This window comes from Veillonella sp. CHU594 (assembly GCF_003992265.1).
GTDB lineage: Bacteria > Bacillota > Negativicutes > Veillonellales > Veillonellaceae > F0422.
Map to the genome: position 1 here is coordinate 23,269 of NZ_RQVB01000007.1, position 24,544 is coordinate 47,812.

The 24,544-nt window shown below is 39.5% G+C and carries 21 protein-coding genes and 1 pseudogene; 1 reads left to right on the forward strand and 21 read right to left on the reverse strand.

The genetic code is table 11. From position 1 onward, the window contains the following. Positions 1–113: 113 nt before the first annotated feature. The gene (locus tag EO111_RS05500) at positions 114–1,277 is read left to right on the forward strand and encodes an aminotransferase class V-fold PLP-dependent enzyme (protein ID WP_126940406.1); all 1,164 of its coding nucleotides are present in this window, start codon (positions 114–116) and stop codon (positions 1,275–1,277) included. 132 nt (positions 1,278–1,409) lie between these two features. Here EO111_RS05500 and EO111_RS05505 read toward each other — a convergent pair whose 3' ends face one another. From EO111_RS05505 to trpS, 21 genes and pseudogenes are all read right to left on the reverse strand, one after another. Beyond that, entirely contained in the window at positions 1,410–2,810 is a 1,401-nt protein-coding gene (locus EO111_RS05505) for a nucleobase:cation symporter-2 family protein (protein WP_009353298.1), read from the reverse strand. 151 nt (positions 2,811–2,961) lie between these two features. Beyond that, positions 2,962–5,511, reverse strand: a complete 2,550-nt coding sequence (gene xdh / locus EO111_RS05510; protein WP_126940408.1) for a selenium-dependent xanthine dehydrogenase — start codon at positions 5,509–5,511, stop codon at positions 2,962–2,964. 18 nt (positions 5,512–5,529) lie between these two features. Beyond that, positions 5,530–6,831, reverse strand: coding sequence for a dihydropyrimidinase (hydA, locus tag EO111_RS05515; RefSeq protein WP_240626895.1), 1,302 nt, complete (start codon positions 6,829–6,831; stop codon positions 5,530–5,532). 31 nt (positions 6,832–6,862) lie between these two features. Beyond that, positions 6,863–8,563: a selenate reductase gene (locus tag EO111_RS05520; protein ID WP_127010954.1), complete on the reverse strand. Its 1,701-nt coding sequence runs from the start codon at positions 8,561–8,563 to the stop codon at positions 6,863–6,865. A 26-nt stretch (positions 8,564–8,589) separates the two neighbouring features. Further along, positions 8,590–9,918: a putative aminohydrolase SsnA gene (gene ssnA, locus EO111_RS05525; RefSeq protein WP_126940409.1), complete on the reverse strand. Its 1,329-nt coding sequence runs from the start codon at positions 9,916–9,918 to the stop codon at positions 8,590–8,592. Between the two features lie 47 nt (positions 9,919–9,965). Then, entirely contained in the window at positions 9,966–10,901 is a 936-nt protein-coding gene (gene arcC / locus EO111_RS05530) for a carbamate kinase (protein ID WP_009353343.1), read from the reverse strand. 86 nt (positions 10,902–10,987) lie between these two features. Beyond that, positions 10,988–12,181 (reverse strand): knotted carbamoyltransferase YgeW, encoded by a 1,194-nt coding sequence (gene ygeW, locus EO111_RS05535; protein ID WP_062401575.1) that lies wholly within the window; start codon positions 12,179–12,181, stop codon positions 10,988–10,990. A gap of 46 nt (positions 12,182–12,227) precedes the next feature. Continuing rightward, positions 12,228–13,535 carry a YgeY family selenium metabolism-linked hydrolase gene (locus tag EO111_RS05540; protein WP_062401573.1) on the reverse strand — a complete coding sequence of 436 codons (1,308 nt, stop codon included), beginning with the start codon at positions 13,533–13,535 and terminating at the stop codon, positions 12,228–12,230. A gap of 76 nt (positions 13,536–13,611) precedes the next feature. Then, a complete protein-coding gene (gene dpaL / locus EO111_RS05545; protein WP_009353385.1) occupies positions 13,612–14,820 on the reverse strand; it encodes a diaminopropionate ammonia-lyase in 1,209 nt (402 codons plus the stop codon). Next, positions 14,798–15,466 (reverse strand): helix-turn-helix transcriptional regulator, encoded by a 669-nt coding sequence (locus EO111_RS05550; protein ID WP_126940411.1) that lies wholly within the window; start codon positions 15,464–15,466, stop codon positions 14,798–14,800. Before EO111_RS05550 ends, dpaL begins: the two co-directional genes overlap by 23 nt. 210 nt (positions 15,467–15,676) lie before the next feature. After that, the gene (locus tag EO111_RS05555; RefSeq protein ID WP_062401570.1) at positions 15,677–16,864 is read right to left on the reverse strand and encodes an NADP-dependent malic enzyme; all 1,188 of its coding nucleotides are present in this window, start codon (positions 16,862–16,864) and stop codon (positions 15,677–15,679) included. A gap of 11 nt (positions 16,865–16,875) precedes the next feature. After that, positions 16,876–17,664, reverse strand: a complete 789-nt coding sequence (gene speD / locus EO111_RS05560; RefSeq protein ID WP_009353328.1) for an adenosylmethionine decarboxylase — start codon at positions 17,662–17,664, stop codon at positions 16,876–16,878. 99 nt (positions 17,665–17,763) lie between these two features. Next, positions 17,764–18,384 (reverse strand): XTP/dITP diphosphatase, encoded by a 621-nt coding sequence (locus EO111_RS08395; RefSeq protein WP_231723404.1) that lies wholly within the window; start codon positions 18,382–18,384, stop codon positions 17,764–17,766. Further along, positions 18,376–19,101: pseudogene (rph, locus tag EO111_RS08400) on the reverse strand (ribonuclease PH); the annotation flags it as partial. The pseudogene rph and the gene EO111_RS08395, both read right to left, overlap by 9 nt. Positions 19,102–19,605: 504 nt before the next feature. Then, on the reverse strand, positions 19,606–20,373 hold the full coding sequence (locus tag EO111_RS05570; protein ID WP_127010955.1) for an amino acid ABC transporter ATP-binding protein: 768 nt from the start codon (positions 20,371–20,373) through the stop codon (positions 19,606–19,608). A 9-nt stretch (positions 20,374–20,382) separates the two neighbouring features. Beyond that, positions 20,383–21,042 carry an amino acid ABC transporter permease gene (locus EO111_RS05575; protein ID WP_206168781.1) on the reverse strand — a complete coding sequence of 220 codons (660 nt, stop codon included), beginning with the start codon at positions 21,040–21,042 and terminating at the stop codon, positions 20,383–20,385. Between the two features lie 2 nt (positions 21,043–21,044). Beyond that, positions 21,045–21,866, reverse strand: a complete 822-nt coding sequence (locus EO111_RS05580) for an amino acid ABC transporter substrate-binding protein (protein WP_127010956.1) — start codon at positions 21,864–21,866, stop codon at positions 21,045–21,047. Between the two features lie 220 nt (positions 21,867–22,086). Continuing rightward, positions 22,087–22,269: a hypothetical protein gene (locus EO111_RS08315; protein ID WP_009353398.1), complete on the reverse strand. Its 183-nt coding sequence runs from the start codon at positions 22,267–22,269 to the stop codon at positions 22,087–22,089. 220 nt (positions 22,270–22,489) lie between these two features. Further along, entirely contained in the window at positions 22,490–22,783 is a 294-nt protein-coding gene (locus EO111_RS05590) for a hypothetical protein (protein ID WP_009353364.1), read from the reverse strand. Positions 22,784–22,875: 92 nt separating this feature from the next. Beyond that, complete coding sequence (locus EO111_RS05595; protein WP_127010958.1) at positions 22,876–23,376, reverse strand: hypothetical protein; 501 nt, start codon at positions 23,374–23,376, stop codon at positions 22,876–22,878. Between the two features lie 175 nt (positions 23,377–23,551). Further along, a complete protein-coding gene (gene trpS, locus EO111_RS05600; protein WP_127010959.1) occupies positions 23,552–24,538 on the reverse strand; it encodes a tryptophan--tRNA ligase in 987 nt (328 codons plus the stop codon). Between the last annotated feature and the right edge of the window lie 6 nt (positions 24,539–24,544).

Below are 24,544 nucleotides of genomic sequence, written 5' to 3' on the forward strand. Positions count from 1 at the left end.
TCTCCTACTAAACATTACCTCTTCGACTAGTTTACTTCAGTCCCTACAAATTGATATTTTGCACGCATTACTTTATACTAAATATAATATACATATTAAAAGGAGTTATAATTATGAAGTCTATCTATGCAGATAATAGCAGTACCTCTTTCCCGAAAGCGCCCACTGTAGCGCAAGCTATGTATGATTACATTTCCTATAATGGAGCTTCTGTTCATCGCTCCTCTAACGAAGATGCGTACCAAGTGGAACGTTTGATCCTAGAAACACGCCAACAGTTACAACAACTATTAGGTGGACCTAGTCCAAAATACATCATCTTTACTCCCAATGTGACAACTAGTCTAAATATGGTCTTACAAGGTCTTTTTTCCGCTGGTGATCACTTCCTAATCTCCAGTTTAGAGCATAACGCAGTCATGCGTCCGCTCCATCAATTATCTATGAAAGGTGTTTCTTACTCCACTATTCCAAGCACACCTCAAGGTGAAATGATTACCTCCACCTTAGAATCACTTCTCTTACCTACTACAAAGGCTATTCTAGTGACTCATGTCTCTAATGTATGCGGTACCATACAACCTATCGCTGAACTCGGAGCTTTTTGCAGAGAACACAATCTATTATGTATCGTAGATGCTGCCCAATCAGCTGGTATCTTACCTATCCATATGAAAGATATGAATATCGACGTTCTATGCTTTACTGGTCATAAAGGGTTACTTGGGCCTCAAGGTATCGGCGGCTTTCTCCTTACAAAAGATGTAGCTCATCAAATACAGCCCATACTAAGTGGTGGCACAGGTAGTTTTTCTCATACCTTAGAGATTCCCACTACCTTTCCCGATCGCTTTGAACCAGGTACGCCCAATATTCCTGGAATCCTCGGCCTCCATGCTAGTCTATCCTATCTCAATACAATAGGTATCGAGAGTATTTACCAACATGAATTGTCTTTGACCAAGCAATTCATATGTGGTTTGCAAGAATTATCGAAATATACTATTCACGGAATTCCCGACATTCAAAATCGGACAGCCGTGATTTCTATTTCTCCTACTCATTGTGATCCAGCAGAACTGGCTCACAAACTGGAACAAGATTATCATATTATCACTAGAGTTGGGTTGCACTGCGCTCCTACTGCTCATCAAGTACTAGGTACCTATCCTAAAGGAACAGTTCGCTTTTCCTTTGGCTACCACAACACAGCTGATGAAGTAGATACTATATTAAATAGCTTAGATCTATTACAACACAAACACCCTTATAGCTAGAATATTACATATTAAAAATAAAGTAAGCACCAATTATACATATAATTGGTGCTTACCTATTTTCGTGCTACTTTCTGTATAAAGAAAGCACTTATATATGTAACCTAAGTCTAACCATATACAGTATTTTGATTAAATAGATTGATTTCTACGAACTTTACGTTCTGCTTTCCATTTATCCAAACGAGCAATCGCTTTTTCACGACGAGTTTTTTGGACCACATGCGTTTCATTGCCATAGCCATTTAACAATACATTAAGAATGACTGCCATTAAGCTACCGAATGTAATACCACTATGAAGAACAATTTTTAACCATTCAGGGAAATGATTATAGAAACTTGGTACTGCTAACGGAATCATACTCACACCAATACTGATGGCTACAATCATAAGATTGTAAGTACCATCAAATTGTACTTTAGATAAAGAGCGAATACCACTCGCAATAATCATACCAAACATAGCAATACCAGCACCACCTAATACAGGGTTAGGAATACTTGCTACAACCGCTGCCATTTTAGGGAATAATCCTAATGCTACTAAAATAACACCAGAAGCAGCTACTACGAAACGGCTTTTTACGTTTGTTACAGCTACTAAACCTACGTTTTGCGCAAATGCTGTATGTGGGAAACTATTTAAGAATCCACCAATCATAGTTGCAAAACCATCTGCACGTAAGCAATCAGCCAATTCTTTTTTACCAATTGGTTTCTCAACGATTTCACCAATTGCAATACAGTCACCAGTCGTTTCTGTCATAACAACAAGCATAACAATGACCATAGAAATAATAGAGGAAAATTCAAATGTTGGCCATCCGAACGCTAATGGTGTTACGACTGCAAACCATTCTGCTTGACCAACGGCCCCTAAGTTAGCTACACCCAGTGCCATTGACGCTAATGTTCCAACTACTAAACCTACTAAAACTGCTACATTACTCCAGAATCCTTTACCAAATCGATACACTGCTACTACGATTGCCAATGTTAAGGTAGCCAGTAGCAAGTTAATTGGACTTGCAAATTCAGGTGAACTAGGGTTACCTCCCCCTACCCAACGAACGGATACAGGCATTAATGTAATACCGATAATTGTAATAATAGTACCTGTAACTACAGGTGGAAAAAAGCGGATTAAACGACTAAATAGATGAGAAATCAAGAATGTGACTATCCCGGCTACGATAACGGCCCCGTAAATACTTGTCATACCATGCTCTTGACCAATTAAAATCATTGGAGATACCGCAGCAAATGTAATCCCTTGAATCAAAGGAATTTTTGCGCCGATTTTCCAAAATCCTAACGTTTGGATCAAAGTGGCAATCCCACAAGTAAATAAATCTGCGTTAATTAATTGAATCAACTGCGCCTCTGATAACCCCATAGCTTGTGCTATGATAATTGGAACCGCTACTGCTCCTGCATACATTGCCAATACGTGTTGTAAACCGTAAGCAAACAATTTAGGAATTGGTAACATTCCGTCTACATGATTAACTCCCTGAATTTGATGTGCCATATGAATCACCTCATATTACTTAATAGAATATACTAGTCTTATGCTTATATCATGTTTTGAATTTTAGACATCATCTGATGAAGTAGCAAGCACTCGCATACTTGCTACAACATCGAACTTCATAGACTGAGCACACTCTCTCCCTTACTGATTATTTTCGATATCCAGTTTTCTCAAGTGGTAAAGAACGACGTTCCATACCGTCCAAACGATTATATGCATTGGCAATAGCTGGAGCAATTGGGATACTACTGATTTCCCCAATACCTTTAGCACCATATGCATATTGGTCTGGTGTACCTTTTTCTATGAATGTACATTTAATTTCTGGACGTTGTGTAGCTCTTAACAAGCCTAATGTGCCATATTTTGTAACTACCTTACCTTCATTGTACTTGAAGTCTTCTGTTACACCATAGCCCATACCCATGATAGCTCCACCCTCTACTTGCCCTTCACAAGATTGTGGGTTTACAACTCGTCCTACATCATAGGCCACATGAAGTTCACTTACTTTGTTATCATCTCCAATCGTAGCTACGCAAGCTCCATATCCATAAGCCACATGGCTCTTAGGATGATCTTTGTCCGAATCAAATGGATCCGTAACGCCAAGGAACTCTTCATAAACTTCTATTCCTTCAAGTTCAGCTAACGTTTTAGTGGCTAACAATTCTGCTAATTTTATAGCCGCTCTACGTGTTGCTTCCCCTGTAAATACCGTTTGTCGTGATGCTGTTGTAGTTCCAGAGTTTGGTGTACGTTCCGTATCTGGTGCTTCTACTATAATTTGATCTGGAGACAATTTTGTGGCTTCACATACAATCTGAGATGCCACTGTGCCTACACCTTGACCAATACATGCAGCAGATGTACGAATACGTACTTTACCATCACGAACTTCTAAAATAACTCGACCAGTATCTGGCAATCCTACACCAACCCCACTATTTTTCAAGCAAATCGCAAGACCTGTACGATCACTCGCATAGTATGCATCTTTTACTGCTTCTAAGCATTCAGCTATACCAGTATCCGGTGTACATAATTGTCCATTCGGCAAGTAATCACCAGGGCGAACCGCATTTTTATAACGGAATTCCCAAGGGTCCATGCCTACCTCTTTAGCTAGTAAGTCGATATTGATCTCTTGTCCAAATATAGTTTGTGTTACACCAAAACCACGGAATGCACCACCTGGTACAGTATTCGTATACACACAAATACCATCCATAGAGAAATGTTCAAAGTTATATGGTCCACTAGAGTGTGTACCTGCCCGTTGTAATACTGGGCCACCTAAAGATGCATAAGCACCACAGTCGGATACAATTTTAACTTTTGTAGCTAACAATTTACCGTTTTCATCACATGCAGTAGTAATATCCATTTCCATTGCATGACGTTTTGGATGTACATCTAAACTTTCTTGACGAGTTAATTGTACTTTCGTTGGAAGTCCAGTTTTCCAAGCTACAAGTGCTGCATGATGTTGCACACTCATATCCTCTTTACCACCGAAACCGCCACCTACTAACATACTATGTACCTTAACTTGAGATTCTTCCAAGCCTAACATGCGAGATACTTCATGTTGCTCATCATAGATACTTTGTCCACCTGTGTATAATTGTATGCCATCTTCTGTTTTCACAGCAATTGCACACTCAGGTTCCATAAATGCATGATCTGTTTGTGGTGTAGAGTAATGTCTTGTTACCACATGAGCCGCATTGGCAATGACTTCATCAGCATTCCCACGATTTAACGCTTGATGAGATAGGATATTTCCATTTGGATGTAATAATGGTGCATCTTCTGCCAAAGCTTCTTCTGGAGTTAATACAGGTTTTAATTCTGTATAATCTACCGTTACCAAATTACATACTTCTTGCAAATATTTTTTCTCTTTTACTGCTACTACAGCAATAGCATCACCTACATAGCGAGTAATATCACCTTCTGCAATCATAACATCCCAGTCAGGAACAATATGACCTGTTTTATTGAAAGGTACATCTTTCGCCGTTAATACAGTCACACATTGAGGATGTGCCAAAGCTTCTTCAATATGGATTGCATCAACACGAGCACGTGGATATTTAGAACGGATCGCTTTGGCATAAATCATGCCATCTACCACCATGTCATCTGCATATAATCCTGTACCCAATGCTTTTTCAGCCGCATCTATACGATGTAAGCGAGATCCTACAGTACCATCTGCATCATTTTTAGGAACTGGTGCGTTCTCTTTAAATAAACGAGCCGCTAATAAAATAGCATCTTCAATTTTTACATATCCTGTACAACGACAAATATTTCCCAATAAAGCTTTTTGAACATCTGCCCTTGTAGGTTCTAATGTAGTATCCAATAATGCTTTAGCACTGATAATCATGCCCGGAATACAGAAACCACATTGTACAGCTCCACATTCCGCAAAAGCATATACATACACTTCTTTTTCACGTTCTGTAAGGCCTTCAATGGTAATAATTGATTTGCCTTCCATTTGCGAAACTTTACCTATACAAGCTTTTACCTTTTTCCCATCAATGAGAATTGTACAAGCTCCACAAGCACCTGCACTACAACCGTCCTTTGTTCCGGTTAAGCGTAGGTCATCACGAAGATAATCCATTAGTCGTTTATCTTCTTCCACCTCACGCCAAATACCGTTAACTTGAAATCGGTACATACAGAGACCTCCCTCCAATTATTGTTGGAACTCCCCTTTATAGGCTTCCACTAATTTTCTATCTTGCACCACATGGTGCCCACGTAAAAATACATCATCTATTCGACCATGTACAGTCATTCCTTCATAAGGTGTATAATCTGACCGACTATGAGTTTTATCCGAAGTCATACATTCTGTTACATCTGGTGAAAGTATCACAATATCCGCATCACTTCCTACCTGTAACGTTCCTTTTTTTGGATATAATCCATATAACTTAGCTGGTGTTTCGCTAGTTAATTTCATATATTCTACAGGGTCGATTCGTCCACTATGAACAAACATATCCCACATTAGAATCATCCGCTCTTCTACACCTGGCAAACCACCTGGTGTTTTCGTAAAGTCACCAAGACCCTGCGCTTTTTGCGCTAATGTATAATTGCAGTGATCCGTACATAAAGTTTGGAAAACTCCACGTTCTACCGCTGCTTGCAAAATCTCCACATCTCTTTGTTTTCTAAGAGGTGGACTTAAGATATATCTCAATCCTTTTCCATCCGGCTGATTATACAATTCATCTGTCAGTAATAAGTATTGAGGACAGGTTTCACAGGTCACTTTTGCCCCATTCTTTCTGCGTTCCTCAATCACATCTAATCCTGCTGCAGAGCTCACATGTACAATATGTACTGGATAATCTGCTAATTCCCCTAGTCGAATGAAACGATGCATTGCTTCTGCTTCTATGGTATCTGGTTTTGAAAGCGGATGATACTTTGCTTCTGTATCTCCTTCCTCTCTCATTTCCTGTACCTTAGCTGCAATCATCGCTCCATTCTCACAGTGGGCTGCCACCAACGCACCGGTTGGGGCGATTGCTTTGATTGCTTCATAAATTGACCGATCGTCAATACTAAAGCTGTAGGCCATATATACTTTGAAGGATGCGACGCCTTCTTCAACGACCTTAGGAATTTCCGCTGCTACTTGCTCATTCATATCTAATAATTCCATATGAAATTTATAGTCACAAGAGCAACGTCCTTCCGCCCGTTTCTTATCGCGTCGCAAACCTTCTAACAAAGATTCTTCAAAAGGCGATGCAAAATTAATAATCGTCGTGGTCCCCCCCATAATGGCTGCTTTTGTACCACTTTCAAAATCGTCTGCCGTGGTGGCAAAAGCGTTGGTCATTTCAAAATGGGTATGTGTATCGATTCCTCCAGGCAACACATAGCGCCCTTTTGCATCGATTCGTACATCTCCTGGTTTTGCCTCAATATGAGGAGCTACCTCTACAATTGTATCGTTTTCAATTGCTATCGTCCCTTGCATGACTCCCGTTGGGAGTACAAGATATCCTTGTTCAATGAGTATCATAGATATAATATGGAAGTTCTTTAATGAACGCTTCCACAACTCCTTTCAACACCTCTGGTAAGGCATCAATCGCTGTGCGACCTGTAGCGCCTTGGAAACGATATCCGCATTCCTTACCTTGAATATAAAAGCCGTCATTATCGCTTGCTAATAAGCGTTCTTCATCAATAAAATATGTTAATTTATCTTTATATGGGAAACATGGTTGTACGCAATGACAAGCACAGTTACCACATTCATTACAAGACTCATCAATATGAATAATTAATTTTTTACCATCTACAGTAATACATTCATTCGTTCTATTTGGACATACACGTACGCAAGTACCACATACAACACGGCATTCATGATTTTTGTCATGAGCTGTTGGGAAACCTGGTTGCTCTTCGCGTTTTTTCTTAGCAGCTGCAGATTTTTTGTATGTTGGAGCTGTTCCCATTGCCTCCGCAAAAGATTTGATTTCTGTTGGTTTAATTACCTTAGCAGTATCGTAATCTTCTGCTTCTACTAATTTAGCCAAGTTATCCAATTGGTTATAACCTAAACCTTGTAATAAGGTTGTACATACTGTGATTGGCCAAATACCTGTGCGGAATAAAGCTGCAATATTTTTCGCATCTGCACCACCGCTATAAGACATTGGTAAGCGTTCGCCAAATGTTTCACTCAATAATTGAGCTACACCGATAGATAATGGTAATAAGGATTTACCAGACATATACATTTGCTCACCTGGTAATTCTTTTTCGTGAATCGAAACAGGGAATGTATTTGTCAGTTTCACACCGAACACTAAACCTTCTTCTTCTGCAATCGTCAACAATCGTTCAATCATTGGCACTGCTTCTTTAAAAGATAAGTCTACTTCAAATTGATGTGCATCAAAATCAATATATCCAAATTCTACTTGATCTAATAATTCTCTTACACGATCATAGCCTAATAATGTTGGATTACATTTTAGATATAAATTTAGATGTTTTTCTTTCATTAGGTATGTACAAATCGATTCAATTTCGCCTGCAGGACAGCCGTGCATTGTGGATAATGTAATACCTTGGCAAATGTTGTCATCAATATTTCGAATGTACTCTTCTGTTACATTTTTAAATTGATGTACATTAGCTAATGCCCATTCTTCGCATTCTTTCCAAACTGGTTTAGTACGTGCTGCACGTAAACATTCCATATAGGAATCTACATCTTCACTTTTAATGCCCGCTAAGTTGTAGCCAACACTCATAATAAAGATGAATCCATCTGGATCGCCGATGCCCCATTCTTTACTAATTAATTTAATAGCAAACCATGCTTTAATGTATTCATCAGCAGCTGCATGGCAATGGTACTCAGAGGACCATTCCACATTGTATGCTTCATCTTTTGAATAAATACATGGTCTTGGGATACCCAATTCTTCACCGAACATAATTTGTACTGTTTTTAATTCTAAGAATCGGGAACCCCCAACATAGGCTGCTACTAAGTTTTGAGCTAATTGAGTATGTGGACCTGCTGCAGGGCCTAATGGATTTTCCAGGTTACGACCAAATAAGGATAACCGTTGATCCGTACCTGTTGTGTGCATGCGCTCCACATTATATACTCGATTGTGGGTAGCATATTCTGTTAGAATATGGTTCATTAAATGTCCGAAACTTACCGGATACATGATATCGCTCATAGTATTCACTCCTTACTGAAAGTGTATTATGGGACTAATCGTTTCCATAAACGATGGGAAATTTGTCGTACTTCTCGTAGCAATTCTTCTTTATTCATGCCACATAATTGACGATCTAGCATACGTACCTTACCACCAGAAATAGTTGTAATTACATTAAGACCATTTAGGCCAAATAGTAAATGACCATTAATATTATCAGCATGTAAATCTGTTCTAGGAATATAATCTAAAACAATTACATCTGCTTCTGCCCCCGGTGTCAAGGTACCAACTTTTACAGGGAAGAATTTTTCAATCATTGCTGGGTTAGTGTTGAATAACATATGTGGAATTTCAGTCCAACCAACATTTGGATGTTGCATGTTATGTTTCACTAAGCAATTTGCTACTTTGTAGGATTCTAACATATCGCTAGTATATCCATCTGTACCAAGACCCACTGGAATACCTGCTTCCATAAGTTTTAATACATTAGGTGCTCCTACCGCATTACCCATATTACTTTCTGGATTATGAGCCACCATGGTTCCAGTTTCAGCTAATACCTTTACTTCACTATCATCTACATGGATACAATGTCCAGCAATCGTTTTTGGTCCTAGGATGCCATCTTCATGCAAGCGATGCACTGCGCGCATACCATATTTCTCTTGGCTATCTTCTTGATCTGTAGTACCTTCTGCTACATGGATGTGATATCCCAAATTGTCTACGTTTTGTTCACGAACATAAGCCAATGTATCTTTACTCAATGTGAAAGATGCATGTAACCCCATCATAGCTGCGATTGTTTCAGGATTTTCTTTTGCTTCTTTACCAAAGCGTACGTTTTCTGCTACAGCTTTCTCCATTTCCTCTTGTCCATTCCGATCACTTACTTCATAGCACAAGCAAGAACGAACGCCGAAGTCTTGAGCAACTTCGCTAATAACAGATAAGCTACCTTCTGTTTCCCCATAACTTGCATGATGGTCAAATATGGAAGTCACACCATTTTCGATACATGCCATATAGGTCACAATAGCACTTGCCCAGACGTCTTCTTTAGCAAGACGTTTATCTAGGTAGAACCACAATCCATCTAAAATTTCTTTAAAATTTGTTGGGTTATTACCAGGGATATATAATCCGCGGGCTAAGGCAGAATAAATATGGTGATGAGCATTGACAAAACCAGGCATAATCAAGCGCCCATGAGCATTTACTCGATATGCTTTTGGATATTGTTTGCGCAATGTTTCGTATGAGTCTACTGCCACAATTTTAGTGCCATCCATTAATACGCCACCGTCTTCAATAATCGGTTGTAATGGATTGCGTGTAACGACAGTTCCTTTTCCTAATAAAATCATAGATAGGCTCCTTTCTATGAAAAACAGTATTCAATGAAATACTACTATTATAATTCGATGTGAGTGCCTGTTTTTCCTTCAATACCTTCTCTAGATTTTTCTAGTTGTGTGATAATTGCTTTTCTACCTGCTTTAGATTTAGCAAAAGCTACAGCTGCTTCCATTTTTGGTTTCATAGAGCCTGCTGCAAATTCACCATTGTCGATATGTTTTTGTGCTTCTTCTACTGTAATATGTTCTAACCATTGTTGGTTTTCTTTACCATAATTAATCGCTGCTTTTTCAATAGCTGTTAAGATAATCAATACATCTGCATCAACTTCTTGTGCTAGTAAGCTACTAGTCCAGTCTTTATCAATAACTGCAGATGCACCTGTTAAATGATTGCCTTCACGAACTACAGGGATACCGCCACCACCGCAAGCGATTACTAATTCATGACCGATTAAGCCTTTGATAGCTTGTAATTCAATGATTTCTTTTGGCGCTGGAGATGCTACTACACGGCGATAGCCACGACCTGCATCTTCTTTTACCACATAATCATATTGGTTCACTGCATGTACAGCTTCTTCTTTTGTCATAAAGTGACCAATTGGTTTTGTTGGATCTAAGAATGCTGGATCATCTGCATCTACACGAACTTGTGTAACCATTGTTGTCACAGGTAAATCTGTAATACCTCTGTTCAACAACTCTTCACGCAATGCGTTTTGTAAATCATATCCGATATACGCTTGGCTCATGGCTACGCATACAGACAACGGAGTATTAGGTTGACCTTCTACTTCTCTAGTTAATGCAGCCATAGCATTATTGATCATACCGATTTGAGGGCCATTACCATGAGTAACGATCACATCACAATCTGCTTCAATTAAATCTACGATTGCTTTCGATGTTTCTTTCACCGCAATCATTTGTTCTGGTAATGTATTGCCTAGGGCATTGCCCCCTAAAGCGATAACAACACGTTTTTTCATAGGGTACCTCTCTATGGTGTATATATTCCTAACTACTTTGTAGGGATTAAAATAAGGGACTGTCTGAACAGACAGCCCCTTTGCTCTTAGCGGAGAACTCTTTCTGTTCCCTTTTCTTCTAGCTCTTTTAATAATTCTACTGGATTTTCAAATTTGCTTAATAAAATCATAGCAGCAATTACATATGGTTTATAGCTTGCTTCTTTGTAAAGAGGTACACGATAACGATCAAATACGGATGCGTCAACTTCACCTTCTTCACAGCTTAAGCCAGTGATATCAGCTGGTAAGCAATGTAAGTATAATGCTTTACCGTCTTTTGTAAGACTCATCATATCTTCTGTGCAAGCCCAATCTTTATGTTGTGCATTTTGTTCTAATAAACGACCTTCTAATTCTTTAATGCCTGCTGTATCGCCTTTGCCATATAAGTCAGTTCTTTCTTCCATTGCTGCGAAAGGTGCCCAGGATTTAGGATATACGATATCAGCATCTTTGAAAGCTTCTTTCATGTCGTTTGTACGTTTGAAAGATCCGCCACTAGCTTGTGCTTGTTTTTTAGCAACTTCTTCAACTTCTGGCATTACTTCGTATCCTTCTGGATGCGCTAATACAACTTCCATACCTAAACGAGTGAATAAACCGATAGCACCTTGTGGTACGGAAAGCGGTTTACCATAGGATGGGGAGTATGCCCAAGTCATAGCCACTTTTTTACCTTTTAAGTTTTCAAGTCCACCAAATTCATTGATAAGGTGAGCTGTATCAGCCATCAATTGTGTTGGATGGTCAATATCACATTGTAAGTTTACCAATGTAGGACGTTGTTCTAATACACCGTCTTTATGGCCTTCTTCTACTGCATCAGCTACTGCATGCATGTATGCATTACCTTTACCGATATACATATCATCACGGATACCGATGATGTCAGCCATGAAGGAGATCATGTTAGCTGTTTCACGTACAGTTTCGCCATGAGCGATTTGAGATTTTCCTTCATCTAAGTCTTGTACTTCTAAACCTAATAAGTTACAAGCAGATGCGAAGGAGAAACGAGTACGAGTGGAGTTATCACGGAATAAGGAGATACCTAAACCACTGTCGAATACTTTTGTAGAGATATTGCGCTCACGCAATGCACGTAATGCATCAGCTACAGCCCAAACAGCTTGTAATTCGTCGTCTGTTTTTTCCCAAGTCAAGAAGAAGTCATTGTTGTACATGTTTTTTGTGTCTAACTTAGCTAATGCGTCTACACATTTTTTGAAATCTGCCATTTTTTGCACCTCATTAATAATTTATAGCTTTATAAAATGTAAACTATTATTTGCAATAGTTTGTAGGTAAGATTGCATATACTGCTGCACATGTTACAAGGTCTTGTTTCCATGTGATTTCGTTAGGAGCATGTGCTTGTGCTTCTGCGCCAGGACCGAAACCGATACAAGGAATACCATTACGTCCCATGATGGATACGCCATTTGTAGAGAATGTCCATTTATCAGTTAATGGACGAGCTTTACGTTCTGCCAATGTAACTTCTGCACCAATACGTTCTGTACCGTATAAGGAGATGTAAGATTCTTCCAATGCTTTTGTTACTTTATGATCTTTAGGAATTACCCATGTTGGGAAGTAGCATTCGATTGGATATGTTAAACCAGTCCAGGATGGACGAGCATATTCGTACATGGATACTTTTGCACCGTATTTTTGTACAGCTGGTAAATCTTCGATTTCTTTTAAGCAACTTTGCCATGTTTCACCTGCTGTCATACGACGGTCAAGAGATACTGCGCAAGAGTCTGCTACTGCACAACGGCTTGGGGATGTGTAGAAAATTTGGGAAGTTGTTACTGTGCCACGGCCCAAGAAACGAGCTTCTTCATAATGGTCAGGGTTGAATTTTGGATCCAACATTTTTTCTAAGCCACGAACACGAGTAGTCTCTGTAGAATTGTTTGCATTTAATGCACGAACATCTTGTAAAATGTCAGCCATTTTGTAGATGGCATTATCACCGCGATCTGGTGCAGAACCATGGCAAGATACGCCTTCTACATCGATACGGATTTCCATACGACCACGTTGACCGCGATAGATACCGCCATCAGTTGGTTCTGTGGATACTACGAATTCTGGACGAATGCCACGTTCTTTAATAATGTATTCCCAGCACAATCCGTCGCAATCTTCTTCTTGTACTGTACCAACTACTAATACACGGTATTTATCATTCAATAAACCTAAGTCTTTCATGATTTTTGCACCGTATACTGCGGATACGATACCACCTAATTGGTCAGATACACCACGGCCACCGATTTCAGTGTCGCTTTCAAACCCCTCATATGGATCAAAGTTCCAGTTGTCACGGTTACCAATACCTACAGTATCAATATGTCCGTCAAAAGCAATCAATGTTTTACCAGTTCCCATATATCCAAGAATGTTACCCATAGGATCCACTTCTACTTCATCGAATCCTAAGTCTTTCATTTCTTTTTCAATGCGGCGAACGTGTTGTTCTTCTTCCGCACTTTCACCAGGGAATGCGACGATTTCTCTTAAAAATTTTGTCATCGCTGGTCCATAAGCTTCTGCTGCTTTTTTTACTGCTTGTAAATCCATTACCATTTCCTCCTTAAACACACATATACGTATACGTTAAAGTTAAAATTAACTGTATATGACTTAAATAGTTAGATTAAAATTTTCCTTGCCACACAATTTCTTGATAACGTGTTGGGTCAGTGTCTCCTTCTGTGGAGAAGCAAAGTACTTTAGAATCTTTAGTAAGTCCTAATTCTTCTTTCAAATCTTTATATTCTTCCATAGTCATAGCGGCTGCTACTAAACCAAATGGAACAGCTCCAGATTCTCCAGAGATAATGCTTGCATCGCCTTTGATTGGTGCTGCAGACATTCTCATACCTAAGGATGCTACCCAATCTGGTGCAGATACAAATACATCCACATGGTTTTTCAAAATATCCCAAGAAATCGTATTCGGTTCGCCACAAGCAAGTCCTGCCATGATTGTTTGTAAGTCGCCGCCTACGATACGTAAATCTCCATCGCCTGCTTTAGCGCCTTTGTACAAGCAATCCGCTGCAGATGCTTCTACTACTACAATTTTAGGTTTCACAGGTGCATTTTTATAACGATTTACCACATAACCAGTAACAGCACCAGCTAAGGAACCAACCCCTGCTTGTACAATTACGTGTGTAGGTACATCTACGCCAGCTTTTTCTAATTGTTCAGTAGCTTCTAGAGCCATTGTGCCGTAGCCTTGCATGATCCATGTAGGGATTTCTTCATAACCATCCCAAGCTGTATCTTGGATAACAACACCATGATCTACTTTTTTGGATTCTGCTGTAGCTAAGCGTACACAGTCATCATAGTTCATTTCTTCGATAGTTACTGTAGCACCTTCTGCTGCAATATTTTGTTTACGAGTTTCTGTGGAACCTTTTGGCATAAATACCACTGATTTTTGACCTAGTTTGTTTGCTGCCCAAGCAACACCACGACCATGGTTTCCATCAGTAGCTGTGAAGAATGTAGCTTGTCCAAATTCATCACGCAATTCTTTTGATGTCAAGATGTCATATGGCAAATCAGATACTTGTTTACCTGTTTCTTTAGCAATGAATTTCGCAATTGCATAAGAACCGCCTAACACTTTGAATGCATTTAAACCGAAACGATAGGATTCATCTTTAATGAATAAACGGCCTAATCCTAAGTGTTCTGCCATGCGTGGTAATTCAGTAAGCGGTGTTTCCTGATATTGTGGGAAACTCTTATGAAACTCGCGCACACCTTCACTTTCTTTTACATTCATTGCACAGGTGTTCAAATCCTCTGAAGCGGGCATAGTGTTCTTAACCCATTGAATTCGTTCCATGTAACTCTTCCTCCTCTTTTACTTGGTTCAAATCATTATATAAAGTAAATTTAGAAACGTTGAAATATTCCGATATTTTATCAGATGCCTTTGAAATCAAAAAAGCGCCCTGGCAATATAAATATCGTATTGCTTCCAAGCGCTCATTCTTATTCATTAAATGTGCTGGTCGCCCTACTACTTTTTCAGCTTGAGATAACATATCGCTCAACAAATCGCTAACAGATGTAACAATTCGTTCACCTTTTGTTTCCCACGCATGATTACTGGATGTAATAATCCGATCTAAAGAGTTTTGCAATGTAATAAAATCAGTAATATCATAGTTGATACACAATAAATACTGTAATTTATCATTATCATCACGTATATACATCGTCGTCGATCGAAGAACTCTTCCATCTTTGGTTCGTGTGAGATAAGCTTGTTTACCCTGACACTGACCATCGTCATTTCGTATCGCATCTAGTACTGCATGCGAGGCGCCATCACCTACATCTCGGTTAGAAATATCTCCATGCTCAATATACACAATAGAACTCTCTAATGTCTCTATTTGCACGTCGTGAATCAACACTTCACATGAAGCTCCAAATTGTGTCGCAATACCATGCGCAATTACCTTTAATTGTTCTAATTTCATAATTGTCTCCTAACTATTTTTTAGGCTATCTAACAATTTATTAGGTATGCCTTTATTATAGCACCGTCATATTCATAATTCAATACTTTTTCTAAATATTTTTTAGGTTTTCTAATTTTTTGTTAGATGTCATCTATAAACAAAATAAAAAAAGATAGAGGTAGATTGAGTCTACACTCAACCTACCTCTATACTATATATCAATTCCTATTCTTAGTAAGGAACTTCTGTTTTACGAGCTACACCCGTTTTGATTGCTGTTTCAGCTACTGCTTTTGCCACTGCTAATGGAACACGTTTATCGAATGCATTGGCTACTACGTAGTCTTCTGCTAATTCTTCATCGGTTACAAGAGCTGCTAATGCTTCAGCGGCTGCTAATTTCATTTCATCATTAATTTCACGTGCTTGTACATCGATGGCTCCACGGAAGATGCCAGGGAATACATTCACATTATTGATTTGGTTAGGCGCATCACTACGACCTGTACCCATAACACGTACGCCAGCTGCTTTCGCTTCTTCGTACATAACTTCTGGAACTGGGTTAGCCATAGCAAATACAATAGCATCTTCCGCTAAGCTTTCCAAAATTTCTTTTGTGAAAGCACCAGCAGCAGATACACCTAACAATACGTCAGCGCCTTTTGCAATCTCTGCTAAGTTGCCAGTTTTTGTTTCTTGACCCAATGTTTTGATCAACTCAGCTTGTAAAGAATCAAGACGTTTGTAGTCTTTGTTCAATACACCGGAGCTTACCATTAATGTAATGTTACGAGCGCCTGCTAAGTATAATAGACGAGCAATATTAGCACCCGCTGCACCAGCACCGTTTACAACGATTTTAACTTTGGATAAATCTTTTTTCACAAAGCGAAGGGCTGCTTTTACACCTGCTAAGCAAGCGATAGCTGTACCATGTTGATCATCATGGAATACAGGGATTTCTAACTCTTTTTTCAAGCGATTTTCGATTTCGTAGCATTTAGGAGAAGAAATATCTTCTAAGTTAATGCCAGCAAAGTTTTTTTGCACTAATTTTACAGTATTAATTAACACGTCTGGATCTTTTGTATCAATCACCAAAGGAATGCAATCTACATTACCAAAGCGTTTAAACAATAGGGATTTACCTTCCATAACTGGAATCGCAGCAGCTGCTCCGATATCACCTAAACCCAATACGCGAGTACCGTCAGATACAACGGCTACCATATTAGAACGACACGTTAAGTCGAAGGATTTGTCTTCATCTTCTTTGATATGAAGGCATGGCTCTGCTACACCTGGAGTGTATGCTACCGTTAAGTCATGAGCATCTTTTAATTCGTATTTTGTTCCAGTTTGCAAGAAACCTTTTAGTTCCAAGCGTTTTTCAATTGCCTCTTGTTTTACGTCCATGGGAAAACCTCCTAGATTTTCAATGATGGTAAGTTTCTACCGTAGAATATTTCCGCCATCTCTTGTTTGAGTTGTTGGTTAATTTGTTTGCGCTCTTTTAGCGTCAAATCTTCTTCGGTAATACCAAACAAATAATTATTAATGTCGTACTCTTTCAGCATCATTTTGGTATGGAAAATATTTTCTTGATACACATTCACATCGATCATATTGTAGAGATTACGTGTTTTAGAGTTAATGTAATTTTGAATGGAGTTCATGCGATGATCCATGAATAATTTTTTACCATGAATATCACGAGTGAATCCACGCACTCTATAATCTAAGCTGATGATATCAGAATCAAAACTATCGATAAGATAGTTTAATGCGTTGAGCGGAGAGATTTGACCACATGTGGACACGTCGATATCTGCACGGAATGTACTGACTCCATTGTCTGGATGACTTTCAGGGTAGGTATGAACCGTCAAGTGAGATTTATCGAGATGCATTACCACATCATCTTTATCTACTTTATCAACAGGTTCTTCCGAAATCAGGATAGTTACACTTGCTCCTTGTGGATCATAGTCTTGCTTTGCCACATTCAACACATTGGCTCCGATAATATGTGAAACCTCTGTTAAAATATCAGTCAGGCGCTGTGCATTGTAAACTTCGTCAATGTATTCAATATATTGGCGTTTTTCTTCTTCTGTACGCGTATAACAAATATCATAAATATTAAAACTCAAGGTTTTCGTTAAATTGTTAAACCCATAGAGTTTCATTTTATTTGATTTTACAGATGTATCCATAACTTAATATCTGCCTTCCTTATAATACCTACCATTATTATATCGAATTAAATAAATATATTCAAGACTTTCGATATAAAATTTTCATTTTTTTATTAATTACTTAATTATAGTGTGTCGCAATTGCTCCACCAATGCCCGTAGCGCCTTACCTCGATGGCTAATAGCTTGCTTTTGTTCCATAGAAATATTGGCCATCGTCGTTTTTAATTTTGGAATGTAAAAGTATGGATCGTAACCGAATCCACCTTTTCCCATTGGGCTTAACTGAATAAGTCCTTCACAAGTGCCTGTAGCTCGAACACATTGTCCATCCGGAGTAGCCCATACAAGAGCACATTGATAACGTGCTGTTCTATCACTTGGAGTAACATCCACCAATTCCGCTACTAATCGCCGATTATTATCTTCATCACTGCGATGCAGTCCTGCATAGCGCGCAGAATATACACCTGGTGCACCGCCTAAGGCATCTACTTCTAAGCCAGAATCATCTGCCACGCAAGGTAAACCACAAGCCTCTGCATAGTATAAAGCCTTTAATTCTGCATTTTCCATAAAGGTAGTGCCAATTTCTTCTGGTTCGTCAATATCTACAACGTCATCTATAGTACGCACTTCAAAGCCTAATTCTTCAAAGGCTGCGGTAAACTCTCGAATTTTTCCTTTATTCCGTGTGGCTAATACCACTGCTTTCGGTGCATTTTCATGACCCACCATGTTACCAATTTCACCTAATGCTTCACGTTGTACTGCCATTAGTTGTTGTGTACCAGCTTCACCTAAATCTAATAGGCTATTCAACTCATCTCTTGTGAAAGTCCCATGTTCACCTGTTCCTTGCACTTCTACTAATTGGCCTTTACCGGTACAAACCACATTCATATCCACAATGGCTGCACTATCTTCTTCATAGCACAAGTCTAGCATAGGACCATCTTCACCGATTCCCATAGAAATAGCTGCTAAATAGTCCGTTACAGGAAACTTACCATATCCATCGTACATAGAATAGATAGCATCTACTAAAGCCACAAAAGCCCCTGTAATCGAGACAGTACGAGTGCCACCATCAGCTTGTAGTACATCACAGTCTACCGTAATCGATACTTCGCCTAAAGCTTCTAAGTCTACAACAGCTCGCAAGGCACGACCAATCAAACGTTGGATTTCCACCGTGCGCCCTGTCTGTTTACCTTTTGCTGCCTCTCTAGGTACACGAGTATGTGTAGCTCGTGGTAACAAGGAGTATTCTGCTGTCACCCACCCTGTGCCAGTGCCTTTCAAAAAGCGGGGAACGCGATCCTCAACGCTAGCCGTACAAAGGACTTTTGTATTGCCACATTCAATTAGTACAGATCCCTCTGCATAGGCAGTGTAATGCCTAGTAATTTTCACAGGGCGTATTTCTTTTAAACTACGACCATCAATTCGCATCGTCATTCCTCATTTCCCATTACAATCGGATTATACATACCTCTTATTATACACAATCTCATGGCGGATTGGCAATTTATGTTCGCCTTTGACTGAGGGCATTTTATCCTTGGTAAGTAGGCTATATTTCCCTTTACTAGTCAGTCAGAATGCGGCATGCTTCCTCACAAACGGCACTTCGTAATGTTTGCTGCGGAGCATACCGCATTCTTCTCAACCTTTATCTTGTATAATCAAGCTAGCCTACTTACTTATCTCTCCAAACATCATACCTCCATTAGTCAAAGGCAATCATCTCCTTTGGGTCTGCCTATAAAATTGTGTATGATCATCAGTATGTGAGGGAGATCCTCAAGGAAACAGATTGTGCTTATCTCCGAAGAAATACGTATAGGATATAAAGTATAGTTGTACACAAAAATACGGCGCACCTCGCTACAAATATCATACAGTATTATTTGTAACTGGTGCTCCGTACGGTAATTTAAGTTCGATATATTGTTTTTATACTCGCAGCATGGAGTTTAGGAACGCTTGTGTTCTTGGGTTTTGTGGTTTCCCGAAGACCTGTTCTGGGGTTCCTTCTTCTTGTATTTTACCGTCTGCCATGAAGATGACTCTGTCTGCTACTTCACGAGCGAATGCCATTTCATGGGTGACGATGATCATGGTCATATCTTCTTCGGCTAGTTCCTTGATAGTCCGTAATACTTCACTAGTGAACTCTGGATCCAAGGCTGATGTAGGTTCATCGAAAAGCATGATTTCTGGTTTCATTGCCAAGGCTCTAGCAATAGCGACCCGTTGTTTTTGTCCCCCTGACAAGGTGCTTGGGTATACGTCTCGTTTATCCCAAAGGCCTACTTTTTCTAGCAAGGACTGAGCTATAGGTAATATATCTGCGTCTTTCATTCCTTTCACCATACGAGGGGCGACCATGATGTTTTCTAGGACGGTCATATGTGGAAATAGGTTGAAAGATTGGAATACCATCCCCATTTTCAGCAAGATTTGTTGCTGTTCTTCTTTCCCTACGTAGATTGCTGCTCCCGTGTTCGCCGGCGTGTCTACTAAGGTTGCCCCATCAACGAGGATGGTTCCTTTTTGTATGGTTTCTAGTTGTCCCAAGCAACGAAGAAAGGTGGATTTGCCCGATCCAGAGGGACCGATGATGGACACCACTTCGCCACGTTCCATGGATAGTGACACGTCTTGCAAGACCGCCACTGAGCCAAAGCTCTTTTCAATATGTAACATGTCTATGAAAGCCATGGTTTCCTCCTAATCTTCGTAAATCGCCATACGGCGTTCTAAATATTGATACAGTTTCGTCAACACAAATGTCATGGCCAAGTAGAATACGCCAGCCACGATGAATGCTGTAATATCGAAATCACGTTGTACAATGCTACGAGTGATTCGTAAAATATCATTCATAGCTAAGACATACACCAGAGAGGTATCTTTCAGTAGTGTAATCGTTTCATTTGCCAATGGTGGCAAGACCCTTTTGATGACCTGTGGCAAAATGATTTTGTACATCGTCTGCACATAGGTAAAGCCTAATACCTTCGCTCCTTCATACTGCCCTTTTGGAATGGATTGAATGCCACTACGGAAAATTTCACATAAGTAGGCAATGTAATTCAACACGAAGGACAGTACCGCCGCCGTCATATCTGTGAGTTCAAATCCATCAATCATAAATGGCAAACCGTAATAGATGAGCAAAATTTGTAACATTAACGGGGTGCCACGCATCACGTATACGTAAGCATCCACGATCGTTGTCACCACTCGGTTTGTACTCAATCGGAGCAGTGCCAAGAGTAATCCTCCTGGCACTGACAAGATGATGACGATGAAGAACAAGGACAAGGTCACTTGGAATCCGCCAGCAATAGCCGGAACTATTTGTAACATATACTCCAATACGTCCATGTTTATTTATACTCCTCTTTCGTCAAGATAGATGTGTCGCCAAACCATTTTTGCGCCAATTTGTCAGCCGTACCATCATTCATCACTTCTTGTAACGCAGCGTCAACTTTTGCTTTCAACGCTTCCTCTTCCTTGCGCATACCTACACCTACTTTTTCACTGGCGAAGGAGCCTGTGGCTACAGTAAATACATTATTACCTTTTTTGCCGATTAAATAACGGCCTACCATTTCATCCACCACGACCGCATCAATACGGCCTAATTCTAGATCCATGAAAGCATTCACATAATCGCCATATTCTTTGATTTCTTTAAAGTTTTTAGATTGTGGATCATTTTTTACCGCTTCTAAACCAGTAGAACCTGATTGAACGCCTACGCGTTTGCCATCAAGTTGGGATTTGTCAGCAATCCCAGAATCAGATTTTACGGCAATAATTTGGTCCCCACGAAGATATGGTTTAGAGAACAAGATGTTGCGCTCCCGTTCCTTCGTAATGGTTAAACCATTCCACAACACATCAATACGTTTAGATTTTAGTTCTGCTTCTTTACTATCCCAATCGATAGATTTAAATTCCACTTCAGAACCAATACGCTTTGCCACTTCTTTCGCAAGATCGATATCAAAACCTACGAGTTCACCTTTTTCATCTTTAAATCCCATAGGAGGGAAGTTATCATCTAAGCCGATAACAATTTTTTTCGGCACCTCTGTGTTCGCCTGCTTCGTAGACGCCCCACAACCTGCCACTAACCCCACAATTACCAGTGCACTAGCTGCTGCTAATACTGTTTTAGAACATTTTTGTAGCCAATTCATAATACTTTCTCCTCTCTACAGTTATGTAATCTCTATTTCATGATTACATTATACTTTAGTTAATTAAAGTTGTAAAGAGATAAATCGCAAAAATTTTATCATGTATTATGAAAGTAATTTATACTGACAACGCCCCTCCAATAACTAACTATCAAAACAAAAAGCGATATAGTAAGTTATGTACTCACTATATCGCTGATTTGCTCTTTACCTATATGTTTTATATCAATGCATGCTCTTTCGCAATAGCCTTTACTTCTTCTACAGTAAAGTTAGTGACTTCTGCAATCATTTCTAAGGACAAATGCTTACGCAACATCTGAATGACAACCTCAGCTTTACCTTCTGCCCGACCTTCAGCCACGCCTTCTTTCCAATATGTATAATGATCCATTGATAGCATTGAATATTCCTCCCTCCAAGCCTCACAATGTTTTGCTTCATCTACGGCACTTTCAAGATCTCTTAGTAACTCATCCGATGCAGTATGACCATCTACGTAATCCAAGAACCGTTGCAGCGGTTTTGAAATATCATTATAAAGAAACTATGTCAGAACAAAAAGTTAGAATCTATAGATTACACCTTAAGCTGATCTTTAAATTATATCTATATATGATAGGTTAGTAGAGGAACTCAAAGATAACATAGGATAGTCCAGAACAAAAGATTACCCAAAACCAAATGAGTTCATTACCTGTACCGTCATCCCAAGTGGCTTCATCAGAAGTAGCCAATAGGATAGCAAAAAATGAGTATACAAACGATAGAATAGGCGCAACGATAAGTCCTTTTTCAACAATCATATAGATACCCATAAATGCTACTGCAATAGCATGAGGAACTACCATGATTCTAAAACTAAAGGCAACCATCAAGACTGCATAAGCCGCATGAATTAGCAATACACCAAACATATAGATTTTCTCCCTCGTGCGAAAATAGCCCCTGCCGGATAACGAACAGATATTACTCCTTGATAAGAGGGTAACATGTTTTCTAGTCCTATTCAAGTATTTTTATATCGATTCAGTGCCTCTAAGACTTTCATTTTATCTCGATGACTCAAAAACTGTAAGCTAATAGGCACGATATATATACCGCCCGTTTCTGTTTGCACATACAAGGTTTTCCAGTCTTCTCCAAATCCCATGATGCCTTGATAATGAACAAAGGTCAAATATAAGTCTGGTGCAAAAAAGCGTTCAATTCGTTCTTTTACCAATATAGGTGTTCGTTTTAGAATGAGCCCTTCTGTAGCAATATAAATCTCCACATCGTCTTGCTGGTACATGCGCAATAATGCATAGGCAGATACCACCATAAGAAGAAGCATCCACATATTGAAGCTATGACCCAGTTCTCGATATAGAAGCACTCCACGATACAGTCCCCAAGCAGCGATAGCTGCATACACTAGTTGAAACCCCCATATCATAACAGAGGAATTATGTAATTCTTCTTGAATCGTTCCACAGGGAAACATGTTCTCTAATTCTTCACGTTTCATAGTTCCTCTCCCAAATAGCACTCCAACCTCTATGTATTTCCACTCAACACCTTTATAGACAGCATCTACTTGTCTGCTTCATACATATCCCACTATACTTCCTCACAACGTCTTAGTATAGATGATTAAAAAGATGTAATGAAATGCCCCAAAAGCATCTCATTACATCTTACTATTACTTACGTCGTAGGCCCATAGCTTCTTCTACACGAGCCAATGTTACATTCGCCACAGCGGCTGCTTTTTCAGCACCTTCTGTCAAAATCGTATCTAGCTCTGGACTGTCGATTAATTCTGCATACCGTTCATGGATCGGTGTCATCGCTCCTACTAATAGATCTGCAATATCACCTTTGAAAGTTCCATAGTTTTTACCAGCATACATAGCTTCAATAGCCTCAAAGGAATCTCCTGTTAAAGCATTGTAAATGCCCATCAAGTTGGAGATACCTGGCTGTTTTTCTTTATCGTAGCGCACGACCCCTTCAGAGTCAGTAGCTGCCTTTTTAATCTTCTTCACCACTACATCTGGTGTATCCAACAAGCGAATAGTCGCCCAATTATTATCATCGGACTTACTCATTTTTTTCGTTGGATCTTGTAAGGACATGACACGAGCACCACCTACGGTAGTTTTAATTTCTGGCATAGCAAATACTTCACCATATTTGAAATTGAAACGTTGCGCCAAGTCACGAGTAAGCTCGATATGTTGACGTTGGTCATCCCCTACAGGCACATAGTTGGTTTGGTATAACAAAATATCTGCTGCCATCAATGGTGGATATGTCAACAAACCAGCTGGGATGGTTTCCCCTTGTTTCGCCGATTTATCTTTGTATTGCGTCATACGCTCTAATTCACCGATGGAGCTTAAGGTTGTTAAAATCCAACCCAACTGCGCATGAGCAGGTACTTCGGATTGCACAAACAAAGTCACTTTATTAGGGTCCAAACCTACTGCTAAATATAAGGCAGCAAGGCTTCGAGTGTTGTGGATTAAATCCTTTGGATCTTGTTGTACTGTGATGGCATGTTGGTTCACGATACAGTAAAAACAATCATGGTCATCTTGGAATGTTAAGAAGTTGCGAAGAGCTCCAAGGTAATTGCCAATGGTTAACTCACCGCTAGGTTGTATTCCGGAAAATATAACAGACATAGTATC

Coding starts and splice junctions, on each gene's coding strand:
- EO111_RS05500 (WP_126940406.1), top strand. CDS start 114: ATGAAGTCTATCTATGCAGATAATAGCAGTACCTCTTTCCCGAAAGCG.
- EO111_RS05505 (WP_009353298.1), bottom strand. CDS start 2,810: ATGGCACATCAAATTCAGGGAGTTAATCATGTAGACGGAATGTTACCA.
- xdh (WP_126940408.1), bottom strand. CDS start 5,511: ATGTACCGATTTCAAGTTAACGGTATTTGGCGTGAGGTGGAAGAAGAT.
- hydA (WP_240626895.1), bottom strand. CDS start 6,831: ATGCAAGGGACGATAGCAATTGAAAACGATACAATTGTAGAGGTAGCT.
- EO111_RS05520 (WP_127010954.1), bottom strand. CDS start 8,563: ATGAGCGATATCATGTATCCGGTAAGTTTCGGACATTTAATGAACCAT.
- ssnA (WP_126940409.1), bottom strand. CDS start 9,918: ATGATTTTATTAGGAAAAGGAACTGTCGTTACACGCAATCCATTACAA.
- arcC (WP_009353343.1), bottom strand. CDS start 10,901: ATGAAAAAACGTGTTGTTATCGCTTTAGGGGGCAATGCCCTAGGCAAT.
- ygeW (WP_062401575.1), bottom strand. CDS start 12,181: ATGGCAGATTTCAAAAAATGTGTAGACGCATTAGCTAAGTTAGACACA.
- EO111_RS05540 (WP_062401573.1), bottom strand. CDS start 13,535: ATGGATTTACAAGCAGTAAAAAAAGCAGCAGAAGCTTATGGACCAGCG.
- dpaL (WP_009353385.1), bottom strand. CDS start 14,820: ATGGAACGAATTCAATGGGTTAAGAACACTATGCCCGCTTCAGAGGAT.
- EO111_RS05555 (WP_062401570.1), bottom strand. CDS start 16,864: ATGGACGTAAAACAAGAGGCAATTGAAAAACGCTTGGAACTAAAAGGT.
- speD (WP_009353328.1), bottom strand. CDS start 17,664: ATGGATACATCTGTAAAATCAAATAAAATGAAACTCTATGGGTTTAAC.
- EO111_RS08395 (WP_231723404.1), bottom strand. CDS start 18,384: ATGGTGGGTCATGAAAATGCACCGAAAGCAGTGGTATTAGCCACACGG.
- EO111_RS05570 (WP_127010955.1), bottom strand. CDS start 20,373: ATGGCTTTCATAGACATGTTACATATTGAAAAGAGCTTTGGCTCAGTG.
- EO111_RS05575 (WP_206168781.1), bottom strand. CDS start 21,042: ATGGACGTATTGGAGTATATGTTACAAATAGTTCCGGCTATTGCTGGC.
- EO111_RS05580 (WP_127010956.1), bottom strand. CDS start 21,866: ATGAATTGGCTACAAAAATGTTCTAAAACAGTATTAGCAGCAGCTAGT.
- EO111_RS08315 (WP_009353398.1), bottom strand. CDS start 22,269: ATGCTATCAATGGATCATTATACATATTGGAAAGAAGGCGTGGCTGAA.
- EO111_RS05590 (WP_009353364.1), bottom strand. CDS start 22,783: ATGTTTGGTGTATTGCTAATTCATGCGGCTTATGCAGTCTTGATGGTT.
- EO111_RS05595 (WP_127010958.1), bottom strand. CDS start 23,376: ATGAAACGTGAAGAATTAGAGAACATGTTTCCCTGTGGAACGATTCAA.
- trpS (WP_127010959.1), bottom strand. CDS start 24,538: ATGTCTGTTATATTTTCCGGAATACAACCTAGCGGTGAGTTAACCATT.